General features: G+C 69.8%; 9 protein-coding genes and 3 tRNA genes. 6 read left to right on the forward strand and 6 right to left on the reverse strand.

The window, feature by feature from the left end; all coding sequences use genetic code 11:
- Positions 1 to 156: 156 nt before the first annotated feature.
- The gene (locus JNUCC0626_RS16770) at positions 157 to 1,173 is read left to right on the forward strand and encodes a LacI family DNA-binding transcriptional regulator (RefSeq protein ID WP_394620696.1); all 1,017 of its coding nucleotides are present in this window, start codon (positions 157 to 159) and stop codon (positions 1,171 to 1,173) included.
- Here JNUCC0626_RS16770 and JNUCC0626_RS16775 read toward each other — a convergent pair.
- Positions 1,154 to 2,494 (reverse strand): pyridoxal phosphate-dependent decarboxylase family protein, encoded by a 1,341-nt coding sequence (locus JNUCC0626_RS16775; protein WP_394620697.1) that lies wholly within the window; start codon positions 2,492 to 2,494, stop codon positions 1,154 to 1,156. The genes JNUCC0626_RS16770 and JNUCC0626_RS16775 overlap by 20 nt on opposite strands.
- Positions 2,495 to 2,824: 330 nt before the next feature.
- Between JNUCC0626_RS16775 and JNUCC0626_RS16780 the strand changes: the two genes are divergently transcribed.
- The gene (locus JNUCC0626_RS16780; RefSeq protein ID WP_394620698.1) at positions 2,825 to 3,742 is read left to right on the forward strand and encodes a hypothetical protein; all 918 of its coding nucleotides are present in this window, start codon (positions 2,825 to 2,827) and stop codon (positions 3,740 to 3,742) included.
- Complete coding sequence (locus JNUCC0626_RS16785) at positions 3,739 to 4,437, forward strand: aminoglycoside 3'-phosphotransferase (protein ID WP_394620699.1); 699 nt, start codon at positions 3,739 to 3,741, stop codon at positions 4,435 to 4,437. The genes JNUCC0626_RS16780 and JNUCC0626_RS16785 overlap by 4 nt, the downstream gene beginning before the upstream one ends.
- A 160-nt stretch (positions 4,438 to 4,597) precedes the next feature.
- On the opposite strand, the gene JNUCC0626_RS16790 is transcribed toward JNUCC0626_RS16785, so the two are convergent.
- Complete coding sequence (locus JNUCC0626_RS16790) at positions 4,598 to 5,341, reverse strand: DUF1684 domain-containing protein (RefSeq protein ID WP_394620700.1); 744 nt, start codon at positions 5,339 to 5,341, stop codon at positions 4,598 to 4,600.
- A 44-nt stretch (positions 5,342 to 5,385) separates the two neighbouring features.
- Entirely contained in the window at positions 5,386 to 6,312 is a 927-nt protein-coding gene (locus JNUCC0626_RS16795; protein ID WP_394620701.1) for an ArsR/SmtB family transcription factor, read from the reverse strand.
- Between the two features lie 69 nt (positions 6,313 to 6,381).
- Between JNUCC0626_RS16795 and JNUCC0626_RS16800 the strand changes: the two genes are divergently transcribed.
- Positions 6,382 to 7,107 (forward strand): inositol monophosphatase family protein, encoded by a 726-nt coding sequence (locus tag JNUCC0626_RS16800; RefSeq protein WP_394622045.1) that lies wholly within the window; start codon positions 6,382 to 6,384, stop codon positions 7,105 to 7,107.
- Here JNUCC0626_RS16800 and JNUCC0626_RS16805 read toward each other — a convergent pair.
- From JNUCC0626_RS16805 to JNUCC0626_RS16815, 3 genes are all read right to left on the reverse strand, one after another.
- A tRNA-Ile gene (locus tag JNUCC0626_RS16805) sits at positions 7,064 to 7,135 on the reverse strand. The genes JNUCC0626_RS16800 and JNUCC0626_RS16805 overlap by 44 nt on opposite strands.
- Position 7,136: 1 nt before the next feature.
- Positions 7,137 to 7,213, reverse strand: a tRNA-His gene (locus JNUCC0626_RS16810).
- A gap of 2 nt (positions 7,214 to 7,215) precedes the next feature.
- Positions 7,216 to 7,288, reverse strand: a tRNA-Gln gene (locus JNUCC0626_RS16815).
- 308 nt (positions 7,289 to 7,596) lie between these two features.
- On the opposite strand from JNUCC0626_RS16815, the gene JNUCC0626_RS16820 reads away from it, so the two are divergent.
- Together JNUCC0626_RS16820 and JNUCC0626_RS16825 are read left to right on the forward strand one after the other, a co-directional pair.
- Entirely contained in the window at positions 7,597 to 9,138 is a 1,542-nt protein-coding gene (locus JNUCC0626_RS16820) for a glycoside hydrolase family 13 protein (RefSeq protein ID WP_394622046.1), read from the forward strand.
- Positions 9,139 to 9,228: 90 nt separating this feature from the next.
- Entirely contained in the window at positions 9,229 to 12,813 is a 3,585-nt protein-coding gene (locus JNUCC0626_RS16825) for a DUF4132 domain-containing protein (protein WP_394620702.1), read from the forward strand.
- The last annotated feature ends 12 nt before the right edge of the window (positions 12,814 to 12,825 follow it).

The following is a 12,825-nucleotide window of genomic DNA, read 5'->3' on the forward strand; positions in this document are numbered from 1 at the left end:
TGACCCTCCTCGGGGACGCATGGTGCCAGAACCGGGACGCGCTGTGCGCGATTTGTGCACACGATCTTGCACACTCGGCGCGGCTCGCCGCGAGGAGGGAGAACGCAGATGGCCCTGAACAGATCATGGTCCGGCCAGGCAGCCTAAGATGACCGCATGACCGAGACGGCGAAGCGACGTCCCGGCCCCCGGATCGAAGAGGTCGCGCGGGTCGCCGGGGTGTCGAAGTCGACCGTCTCGCGCGTGATCAACGACGAGCAGTACGTGAGCGCGAAGGCCCGCGAGGCCGTGCACGCCGCCATCGCGGAGCTCGGTTACTCGCCGAACCAGGCCGCGCGCGCGTTGGCCGGCAACCGCGCCAACGCCATCGCCCTGGTCGTCTCCGAACCCACCGGCCGCGTCCTGTCCGACCCGTTCTTCGCGGGCGTCCTGCGCGGCGTCCACGCCGAACTGGCCGGGCGGCACATCCAGCTGTTGCTGATGATGTCGCAGCCCGCCGACGTGGGCGACCTGGTGGCGTACCTGAGCAGCGGGCACGTCGACGGCGCGTTGCTGGTCTCGTTGCACGGCGAGGACCCGCTGGTGCCGATGCTGGCCGGGATCGGGTTGCCCGTGGTGTCCGGCGGACGGCCGCTGGGCACGACCGTCCCGTTCGTGGACGCCGACAACTTCAGCGGCGCCCTGGAGGCCGCCCGGCACCTGGCGTCGTTGGGGCGCAAGCGGATCGCGACCGTCGCCGGGCCCGAGGACATGGCCGTCGGCGCGGACCGGCTGAGCGGCTTCAAGAGGGGCCTGAGCGAGGCGAAGCTCTCCACCGGCCTGGTCGCGCACGGCGACTTCACCCCGGAGAGCGGCGCGCGGGCCATGGAACTGTTGCTGCGCAAGGACCCCGACCTCGACGCCGTCTTCGTGGCCGCGGACATCATGGCGCTCGGGGCGTTGCAGGTGCTGCACGCGCGGGGCAAGCGGGTGCCGGAGGACGTCGCGGTGGTCGGGTTCGACGACTCGGTGTTCGCGACGACCGCGACGCCCCCGCTCACGACGATCCGGCAGGACGTCGAGGAGCTCGGGCGCACGATGACGTGGCGGCTGCTCGCGGAACTGGCGGGAGAGACCGGCCTCCCGCCGTCCCTGCTGCTGCCGACGTCGCTGATCAAGCGCGCCAGCGCCTGACCAGGTCGATCACCTCGTCCACGTGCTCGCGGTGGGTGCGGTGGCTCAGCACGCACATCCGCACGGTGAACTTCCCGTCGAGCCGGGTGCTGGACACGAAGAACCGGCCGGACCCGTTGATGTCCTTGAGCAACCGTTCGCTGTCGGTGCCGCGGAACACCACCACGGTGAGGCCGGACGGGAGCACCTCGATGCCGTCGATCGTCGTCAGTTCGGTGCGGAGGTGGCGGGCCAGATCCAGCTTCTCGTCCAGGGCCTCGCGGAACGCGGCGACGCCGTGCAGGTGCAGCGGGAGCCAGACGCGCAGGCCGCGGTACTCGCGGGTGAGTTCGGGGCCGAGGTCGGCGTAGTCGGGTAACCCGGTGCCGTGGTCGAGGTCCTGGAGATAGTCGCCGTCGGCTACGTGGGCGGCACGCAGCTTCGCCTCGTCGCGGACCAGCAGGACGCCCGTGCCGAAGGGGAGGAAGAGGCTCTTGTGCGGGTCCCAGGCGATCGAGTCGGCCCTGGTGATGCCGTCGAGAGTCGCGCGGCCGCGGTCGGTGAGCTGGAACGCGGCGCCGTACGCGCCGTCGGCGTGGAACCACAGGTCTTCTCGCGCGGCGAGGGTGGCGATGTCGTTCAGCGGGTCGACGATGCCCGTGCTGGTGGCGCCCGCCGTGCCGACGATCAGGAACGGCTTGAGGCCGTTCACGCGGTCCTCTGTGATCATCGCTTGGGCCTGGCCGACGTCCATGCGCAGGTGTGCGTCCATGGGCACGACCCGGATGCGTTCCGGGGCAAACCCGGTGATGTGCGCGGCCTTCGCGACGCAGTGGTGCGTCTGCGCGGTGACGTAGATGGTGCCGTTGGGGTCGTGGGCGCCTAGGCGATCCTGTCTGGCCGTGTGCAGTGCCGAGAGAGTGGCCAGGGATGCGCCCGTGGTGAAGATGCCACCGGAGCCGTCGGGGAGGTCGAACAGGTCGCACATCCAGCGGATCACGCTGTGTTCCAACGCGACCAACGCCGGAGCGGTCGAGGCGACACCGGTGTAGCGGTTGGTGGCCTGCGCGAGGAACTCGGCGAGCACCGAGCTGTACAGGCCGCCGGACGGGAAGTACGCGAGGTAGCGCGGGCCCGCCGTTTCGACCGCCTGGCTCGCCGCCGTGCCGAACGTCGCGAGCAGCTCAGCGAGTTCGCCGGGTGTTTCCGCCGGTGGTGGGGAGAGGAAGGCCGTGCCCGGCGACGAAGCGGGCGCGGCCTCCAGTCCTTCGATGAAATCCTCGACGAAGGCCGTTACGGTCTTCGTCCACTCGACCCTGGTCTCGCGGTCCGGCTGCAACATGAGCACACGGTACGAATTTCGGCCCTTCGTGCGCTCGCGGGTAGTCCTGCTCGCACTACGCCTGCCACGGCGTGTCCAGCGCCATCGGGTTCTCCTGTGGGTGAAGGTGTTGCGCCCTTTGGCCCAACGTAGCGTGGAAGCGCTCTCTCGCAAGTTCCGCGTCTCAGCCCGGGTGGCGTGGAAAGGATTTACATCGGTGATGATCGACCGAACGTGACGACTTCAGTCGATATTCACTCGTCCGGAGCAGCCTTGCGGCACGGTCGGTAACACCTGGAGTGGGCCTTCGATGGTCAGGCCGTACGAACCCACCCCGAGGGAGTTGCGACAGTGATCGAGAACTCGGCTGCCGGCCTGGTGATGGTCCCCGGCGAGGTGACGGTGACCGTCACCGGCGAGCAGCACCACCAGGACGTGCTGTCCCGCTACGCCGTCCCGGACGGCGTGACGCGACACGTCGCCGTGAACCTGACGTGGTGCATGATCGCGGCCGGCAAGTACCGGGGGCAGCGCGGCATCGAGGTGCGCCTCGACGGGTACCGGGTGGGCGAGCTGACTTTCCTGATGTCGCAACGGTATGCGCCCGTGCTGATGCACGTGGAGTCCGGTGGCGGGGCGACGGGCTGCACGGCGTTCGTGCACCGCAACCCCCACGGCCTGCTCCAGATCTCCCTGCGGATGCCGCGCGACGTGCCGCGAGGCGCCGTCGTGCCGGTGCCGGCGGGACGCAGGTCGTGGGTGGCGCCGGTGGCGATCGGCGCGGCCAGCCTGCTCGCGTTCTTCTTCGCGATCGGTGTCGTCGGCGTGATCGCCGAGGGTCCGCGTGACGTGAACAAGGCAGCTGGGCTCTCCACCACCACGGCCGCCCCCACCACCACAACGACAAGCACGACCACAACGCAGCCGACCACCACCACGACGACGACCACGACAACTACGACGACGACCACCACTCCCCCGGCAGCGCCCCAGCCTCAGCCTCAGCCGAACCCCCAGCCGAACCCTCAGCCCCAGCCGAAGCCCAATCCGCAGCCGAACCCCCAGCCGCAGCCCCAACCTCAGCCCCAGCCGCCGGCGCCCAAGCCGTCGTGCGACCCGAACTACAGTGGGTGCGTGCCGATCGCATCGGACGTGGACTGCGCGGGCGGCACCGGGAACGGCCCCGCCTACGTGAGCGGTCCCGTCCGGGTCATCGGCACCGACATCTACGGCCTGGACCACGACAAGGACGGCATCGGCTGCGAATGACCATCCCCGAGCACGTGCTGCACGCCGTCGGTCCCGACGCCGTCTGGTCCGCCGACCACGAGGGCCTCTCCGGCGACGTGTGGCACGTGGGTTCCAGCTACGTGAAGCGCGCGGGCACCGACGAGCACGACCGCCTGCGATGGCTGGGCGAGCACTTCGAGGTGCCGGAGATCAGGGCGTTCGCCGACGGCTGGCTCGTGTTGGCCGACGTGGGCGCCCCTTCGCTGGCGGCAGCGGACCCGCTCCACGCCGCGACCGTCCTGGGCCGCGTGCTGCGCGACCTGCACGCGTTGCCGGTGACCTCGTGCCCGTTCGACGCGACGATTCCCGTGATGCTGGACCAGGCTCGACGCAACGTCGCCGCGGGCTTGGTCGACGCGGACGACTTCGACGACGACAACCTCGGTGCCACGCCGGAAGAACTGTTCGAACGGCTCGTGGCGACCGCCCCGCAGCACGAGGACCTCGTGGTGGCACACGGCGACTTCTGCCCGCCGAACGTGCTGCTGCGCGACGACGGCTCGACGGTGCTGATCGACGTCGCCAGGCTGGGCGTGTCCGACCGGCACCGCGACCTGGCGCTGGCCCATCGGGAGCTGGGCGAAGAGGCCGTAGCCGCGTTCGACCGCGCCTACGGCCTCACCCCCCGCCCCGAGGTGCTGGCCTGGTACCGGTTGCTGGACGAGTTCTTCTAGGCGCTGTCCTGCAAGTTCGTCAGGTGGCAGGTGCGGGCGAGCGACCCGGAGACGGTGCCGCCGCAATGCCCTCATACCGGGCGTATTCGGGCTTTGCGGCGGTGCCGTCTCCGGGTCCCTCGGCCGCCACTGACGCCCGACGAGACTTACAGGACAGCGCCTAGGCCCGTTCGTACGGCGTCTTCTCCCCCGCCTCGACGCCGAACGCCAGGTGGTTGCCCTCGGGCGGCAGCGGGCAGGTGGCGAAGTCGGTGAACGCGCACGGCAGGTTGGTGGCGCGGTTGAAGTCGAGCACGACCTTGCCGTCGTTCGGGGTGGCCGCGAGCTGCCGGTTCGCCGCGTAGGTCGTGACGCCGCTGGTCTCGTCGGTGAACAGGATGCTCAGCCCGCCGTTGCGTCCGTTGAACGCCGTCAGCGTGTGTTCGGTGCCGTTGAACGTGAACCGCACACGGCCCGGTGCCTCGTACACGTGGCTAAGACCCTCAACGACCGCACCAACGGTCGTGGGCACGGGCTCGCCGAACGGCTCGTAAGCGCCCTCGACCACCCACTGCTCGTGTGGTTCGTACGCCGGAACACCCTTGAACTGCTTCAACACGTCAGCCTTGGGGTCGTGCACGCGGATCAGGTAGCCGCCGCGCCGGGCGATCTCGATCTCGACGTCCCCGGCCACCACCCGCGTACCGGCGCCGCTCTGGACGAGGTCGAACCGCTTGGTCTCCCCGCCGTCGCGCCAGTACGCCGCGTCGTCGTCTTGCCACCACTCGCCCGGTAGGCCGTCATAAGCGCGTGGGGCCGCGTCCAGCCAATCCAGCGAGACCAACGCCAACCACCCGTAGGGGTCGGCGAGGGTCCTCTCCCGCTCCGTCTTCCAGGTCTGCCAGTCCTCCGCGAAGGCGCTCATGTCCTTGCGAACGAAGGACTCGGCACCACACTTCCCTGTTCCACTCAGTGGGAAACGAGCGCGTCGCCGAGTTCCGTGCGGGCATACACAACGCTCCGTCCGTGCCGTTGCGAGGCCAACAGCCCGGCGTCGCGCAACGCCCGTAGGTGCTGATTCACCGCGGACACCGTCACGCCCGTGCGTCGTGCGATGTCCGTGGAGGAGGAGGGTTCCGCGAGTTCAGCCAGCAGATCCGCACGTACCTGCCCGAGAACGCCGGCAACTGCCCGTGAGCCACGCACGCGTCCCGTCTCCCACACGACGCCGGCACCCCGGGCCGCGTAGATCAGCAACGGCGGCGCACCGGGGTCGACGGGCACCGCCGTCCGCCGCGCGAACACGCTGGGCACCAAGGTGAGTCCGTGGCCGCCGCCGTCCACCCGCCGGGGCTCGGCGCCCACGATCCGCACGCCGACGACGGGCGGGGTGAACGTGATCCGGTCGGAGATGCCGGACAGCATCGTCGCCAGGCCGTGCTGGGCCATCTCGCGGCCTCGGTGCGCGATGTCGGCTTCGAGCACCGCGCGCATCCGGTCCCACCGCGGTGCCAGCGCGACGTGCCAGTAGGTCTCCAGCGCGGTGAGCATCCGGCGCCGGTCGGTCAGCACAGCGGGCACCTCGCCGAACAACGCGCGGAAGTCACGTCTCAGGGCGCGGGTGGGGAGTTCGCTCAACGCCGCGAACTCGTCCTCGAACCGGGTGAGCGGGGTGCTCGGGCGCGGGCTCAGGAAGTCGGGCGTCCAGCCGCGTTCGGTGCTCAGTGCGAGCAGGACCTCGGTGTCGACGTCCCCGATCCGGCGCAGCCAGGCCAGGTGCAGCGGGTACTTGGCCGGGTCCTTGAGCACGCGCAGGCTGAGCGTCAGTTCGCTGAGCGGCGAGACGGCGAACCGCACGTCGACCAGGTCGGACTCGCCGAGCACGAACTCGATCATGTAGCACAACGCTACATCAGTTCAGCCGCTCCAGTGCCCACGCCAGGCTTGCGCCCCATGTGGAACGACATGCGGCTGGCGTTGCGAATCGCCTACCAGGCGGCACAAGTGGCGGAACGGGCGTTCGGGCGCGAGCACGAGGTGCGGTTCAAGGACGACGGCAGCGTGGTGACGGCGGTCGACCTCGAAGTCGAGGACCTGGTGCGCGCGTTGCTGGCGAAGGCGGTGCCCGACGACGGTGTCGTGGGTGAGGAACGTCCTGAGCGGCCAGGCACTTCCGGACGGCGGTGGCTGGTGGACCCGATCAGCGGCACCGCCGACTTCGTGGCCGGGCGGCCGACGTACTCGGTGGACCTGGCGCTGGAGAACGCTTTGGCAGTCTCGGCGATGCCGTCGCTGGGGCTGACCATGGCGGCCGGACGGGACATGGGTTGCCGGGTCTTTCGCGATAAGACGGAAGAAGTCGCTCGTGTGTCCACACGGGACATGGTTCGTGGCGCGCGTGTGTGCTTGCACGGCAAGAGGAAACCAGTGCTGGAACAGTGCGTCGTAGTGGACAACTCCACGTCGGTGTTGCAGCTGATCACCGGTGAGGTCGACGCGGTGATCGCGGCCGGCGCCGGGCTGGACGAGTTCGACCTGGCGTGCCTGCCGGTGCTCGTCGAGGAGGCGGGCGGCCGGGTGACCGTCGTCGAGGAGGACGTCGTGCTGGCCACCAACGGCCTGGTGCACAACGCCTTCCTCGACCTCGTGGTCGCGCGTCCTGGTGTCGAACCAGGCACCCCAGGCTTATGAGGCCTGGGTGATCGCCGGATCCCGCGCGGTGGGGTGACCGACCGGACTCGCACCGGCTTCGACCAGGACCACAACCTGGCGCCTCGACTGCTTCGGCTTCGGTCACAGCTGCCCGTCGAGGACTCGAACCTCGATCTCCGCGTCCAGAGCGCGGCGTCCGTGCCAATTGGACCAACGGGCATCAAAAAAGCCGCCTCGTCGCTGCGGTGCGACGGGACGGCTCCCCGGGGTGTCATGAGGGTTCAGCTCATGCCGAGGAGCACCAGTCGTGCTGATGGCGCATGTGTTGCTGCATCACGGCTGGCTCCTTCCTCCGGTTCGTCGAGATCCACTCTGACGGATGACACCGGAGCCTCGCAACGCATTAAACGGGGCTGCAAAAGTTTGCAGGAATATTCGATCTGTTCAAGCAATCCTCAAGCCGACTTGCGGAAAACTTTTGCAACGTCTTTCCTGGACCGCTGACACACCCCATCGGAAGGCATGGACATGTCCCAGAACTGGTGGCGACACGCCGTCATCTACCAGGTCTACGTGCGCAGCTTCGCCGACTCCGACGGCGACGGCGTCGGTGACCTGCCCGGCATCCGCTCACGCCTGCCCTACCTGCGCGACCTGGGCGTCGACGCGGTCTGGATCACGCCGTTCTACGCGTCACCGATGGCCGACGGCGGGTACGACGTGGCGGACTATCGCGCCGTTGACCCGCAGTTCGGCGGACTGGACGACGTGCGCGCGTTGGTCGATGACGCACACACGCTCGGTATCAGGGTGATCGTCGACATCGTGCCGAACCACAGTTCCGATCAGCACAAGTGGTTCCAGGAGGCGTTGGCCGGACACGGCCGTGAGCGCTACATGTTCCGTGAGGGCGTCGGCGACCAGCCGCCGAACGACTGGGAGTCGGTGTTCGGCGGACCCGCGTGGACGCGCGTGGCCGACGGGTCCTGGTACCTGCACCTGTTCGCGCCCGAGCAGCCCGACCTGAACTGGGAGCTGCCGGAGGTGCGCGCGGAGTTCCGCGACGTGCTGCGGTTCTGGCTGGACCTGGGCGTCGACGGCTTCCGGGTCGACGTGGCGCACGGGATGATCAAGGCGCCGGGGCTGCCCGACATCGGCCACGCGGACCAGCTCAAGCTGCTGGGCACGGAACCGTTGCCGTTCTTCGACCAGGACGGTGTGCACGAGATCCACCGCGAATGGCGTGAGGTCATCGACTCGTACGAGGGCGACCGTGTGCTCGTGGCGGAGGCATGGACGCCGTCTGCCGAACGCACCGCCATGTACCTGCGTCCCGACGAGATGCACCAGGCGTTCAACTTCCACTATCTGACAGCGGAGTGGACGTCCGAGGCGTTGCGCTCGGTCATCGACTCGTCGCTCGCCGCGGTCGAACCCGTTGGCGCGCCGACGACCTGGGTCCTCTCGAACCACGACGTGCAACGGCACGTGACGCGCTACGGCGGCGGCGAGACGGGCGTGCGCCGAGCCCGCGCCGCACTGGCCCTGATGCTGGCGCTGCCGGGTTCGGTCTACCTGTACCAGGGCGAGGAACTGGGCCTGCCCGAAGTGCTCGACCTGCCGGACGAGGTGCTCCAGGACCCGATGTGGGAGCGCTCCGGCCACACTGAACGAGGCCGTGACGGCTGCCGGGTCCCGCTCCCGTGGTCGGCCACCGGCCCGTCACTGGGCTTCGGCACCGGCGGCTCGTGGCTGCCGCAGCCCGCCGACTGGGCCAAGCTCAGCGTGGAAGCCCAGGCAGGCGACCAGGACTCGATGTTGTCCTTCTACCGCACCGCCTTGCGCGTCCGCCGCGAGAACCCGGCCCTCGGCACGGACCTCCGCTGGGTCGACGGTCCCGCCGACGTCCTGTGGTTCGAACGCGAAGGTGTGGCCTGCGCGGTGAACCTGTCCGAGGCGGTCGTCGAACTCCCCGACCCGGGCTCGGTGCTGCTCGCCTCGTCCTACTACGGCGTCCGCGACGGCCTGCTCCTGCTGCCCCCGGACACCGCCCTGTGGTGGAAGCTCTGACCAGCAACTTCACTTGATCGACGAAAACTGTCAGACCCCCTGGGTACGGTCCTGGACATCGGTTCCAGATCGACCTCAGGGGGTCTTGCGGTGGGCAGGTGGGAGCTCGTCTCCGGTGGCACGGCGAAGTTCTGGGAAGTGACCCAGAGCGCCAACTCGGTGACTGTCCGCTTCGGACGGTTGGGCGCCGCCGGCCAGACCCAGACCAAGGAGCTCGCCTCCGAGTCGGCCGCCACCGCCCACGTGGCGAAACTGGTGGCCGAAAAGGAGAAGAAGGGCTACCAGTCCGTCACCGCCGCAGCCCCCGCACCCGCGGCCCCCACCACCGCACCGGCCGATCCCCCGTCCCTCCCCGACGAGGACACGTGGATCATGCCGGCCGAGTGGCTGGCGAAGGCCCGGCGCCGCCGCGACGTCCGCCCCGTGCCGACCTTCACCGTCGACCAGGCCCAGGCGCAACGGCTGCGCGACCACGTGGCGGCCAACGCCGCGAAGATCGAAGAAGCCCTGACGTCAGGCGATCACGAGTCGGAACTCCTGCGGGCGTTGGAGAAGCACCACGGCGGCACCCCCGACCCGCTGGGCGCCGCAGTACTGCTCAAGCTGATCGGCCAGGAGCACGACCTCTCCCCGGTCCACTGCTGGATCGAGGACCACGGCCTCCCGTTCGCCGCCGCGGCGGCCGTGCACCTCTCCACCGTGAGCAGCCCCCACCGGGGCATGATGATCTACCTCCCCCGCTCCGGCCGCGACGACTCGCTCGACGCCAAGACACTGACCGACGTCCGCACCGCCCTGGCCGCCGCCGACGAAGCGACGTTCACAGAAGCCGTGGCAGCGCTGGAAAGCCTGGACCCGAACTGGTTCGTCCAGGCCGCCCGCGCCTTCCTGGCACCGTCCCGCGCGGACTGGTTCGCCGAGGCCGTGAAGTCGAACGCCCCGGACTGGCTCATCCACGCGTCCGCGACCACCCTCGAGGACTTCAAGGAGTGCACGAACGGCAACCTGCTCTGGCGGGAGGCGAGCGTCTACACGGCGACGTACGTCCTGGGCACCGAGGTGGCGCAACTGCTCGACGCGGAACTACGGGCGAAGAGCGACTGGACGGGCGACAACCGCCAGCGGGCACTGGACGTCCTGGCGGCCCTGCCGACCGACGAAGCGTTCCTGATGCTGTTGAGCCGTCTGCACGAACGAAACGTGCGCCCGGCCCTGGTCTCGGCGATCGAACGCTTCCCGGCCCGAGCCCTGCGCCTGATGGCACCACGAGCAGCCAAAGACGCAGACGTCCGCAACCTCCTCCGCGCCCACGTGCTCACCCGCCCCGGCTTCGAACTCCCCGCAGCCAACCCCACCCTTGCCCAGCCGAGTCCCGAACTCCCCGCCAACACCATCCCCACCCACCCGGGTACCGAACTCCCCACCGACCCGGCCCCCGCCCACGCCGCCGTCGCACTCCCCGCCCACGCCGCCTCCACCCAGCGCGGCCTGGAACTCCTCGCCGAGGTCATCCCCGCGCGGGTCCTGGACGCACCGGCCGAAGCGCTGCCGCAGGTACTCGCCACACCCCCGTGGCTCCACCGCCGCCCGCAGCCGAAACCCTTGGTGCTGCGCGATCTCCCGGTCCCCGCCCCCACCCTGACCTGGCTGCCGGGCGAGCGCGACGAGTGGCTCGCGATGAAGGGCTGGTGGACCGCCCGCCACAGCGACTGGGAACCACTGACCGCGAAGATGCGCGAGGGCCGTTACCCCACCCGCAACGACCACAGTCTGTTCGAGAGCGCCCCGGAAGAGCTGGCGCGCCCGCTGCTGGCCGGCTGGACTCCAGCCGACACGTGGGGCAGCGAAGGCTGGGGCAGGCGCATCACCGCCCGCTTCGAACTCGACGCCCTGCCGCCCATGCTGCGCCTGGCCGCGGGCAACCCGCACGTCTCCGGCGTCGTGCTGCTCCCCTACGCCACGCCGGAGGTGGCGGCTCTGATGGCGGACTGGTTCGTGCGCCTCAAGACCGCCCGCGCGTTCGCCGTCTCGTGGCTCGCCCGGCACCGCGAGCAGGCCGCGCACCTCCTTCTGCCCGCCGCCCTGGGTCCGGCCGGTCCGGCCCGGCGCAACGCCGAGTTCGCCCTGCGCCACCTGCACCTGGAGATCGGCGTCGACGTCGTCGCCCTCGCGCACAGCCCCGAGGCGGGCGCAGCGCTCCAGACGCTGATCGAGGTCGATCCCCTCGACGTCCTCCCCGCGAAGCTGCCGGCGATCGGCGCCTGGGCCGACGTCGCACCGCTGCCGCAGGTGCTGCTGGCCGACGGCTCCGGCGCACTGTCTGCGGCCGCCACCAGGAACCTCCTCACGACGGCGGCGCTGTCCAAACAGGACGCTGTCTACCCCGGTCTGCCGCTCGCCGTCGAGGGATGCGACCGCACGTCGCTCGCGGAGTTCGGCTGGGCGTTGTTCGGCCGCTGGCTCGACGTGAGCGCGCCGGCGAAGGACAGCTGGGTGCTGGCCGCGCTCGGCTGGTTCGGGGACGACGAGACGGTGCGCCGTCTCGCCCCGCTGATCCGCCTCTGGCCGGGCGAGGCCCAGCACGCCCGCGCGGTGGCCGCCCTCGACGTGCTCGCCCAGATCGGCAGCGAGTCGGCGCTGACGGCCCTCAACAGCATCGCGGAACGCGTGAAGTTCAAGGGCCTCAAGACGAAGGCGCAGGAGAAGGTCACGGACATCGCCGCCGCCCTGGGCCTGTCCCGCGACCAGCTCTCCGACCGCCTGGTCCCCCGCTTCGGCCTCGACGACGCGGCGACCCTGGTGATCGACTACGGCCCCCGCCAGTTCACGGTGGGCTTCGACGAACAACTCAAGCCCTACGTCCAGGACCCGGACGGCAAGCGCCGCAAGGACCTCCCCAAACCAGGCGCCAAGGACGACCAGGACCTGGCGCCGCAGGAGCACAAACGGTTCGCGACGTTGAAGAAGGACGTCCGCTCCATCTCCGCGGACCAGATCCACCGCCTCGAACGCTCGATGGTCGACCAGCGCACCTGGACCGCCGAGGAGTTCCACACCGTCCTGGCCGGCCACCCGTTGCTCTCCCACCTGGCCCGCCGCCTGGTGTGGATCACGGACACCGGCAAGTCCTTCCGCCTGGCCGAGGACACCACGCTCGCCGACGAGCACGACGACGAGTACACCCTCCCGCAGACCGCCACCGTCCGCCTGGCCCACCCCGTCCACCTGGCCAGTTCCCTCGAAGCCTGGGGCCAGCTCTTCGCGGACTACGAACTCCTCCAGCCGTTCCCCCAACTGGGCCGCGCCACCCACTCGTTCGCACCGGGCGACGTCATCCCGCAGCTGGACAAGTACCTCAACCGGGACGTCCCCGTCGGCAAGGTCCTGGGCCTCACCAAACGAGGCTGGCAGCGCTGCCAGCCCCAGGACAACGGCACCGAACCGTGGATGACCCGCCCGCTGCCCTCCGGCGGCGCCCTGGTGGCCACGCTCGAACCCGGCATCACGGTCGGCATGATCGACATGGATCCGGAGCAGAAGTTCAGCGAACTCTGGTTCGACGCCACCGGCGAAGGTGCCTGGGGCGCCCCGCGAGAAGGCACTCCGAGCACGTTCGAGGTGAACGAGGTGACCGCCTCCGAACTCCTCGCGGAACTGGAATCACTCCACGCGTGATCGCGGGAACGG

Source organism: Lentzea sp. JNUCC 0626, from assembly GCF_043632865.1.
Taxonomy (GTDB): Bacteria; Actinomycetota; Actinomycetes; order Mycobacteriales; family Pseudonocardiaceae; genus Lentzea.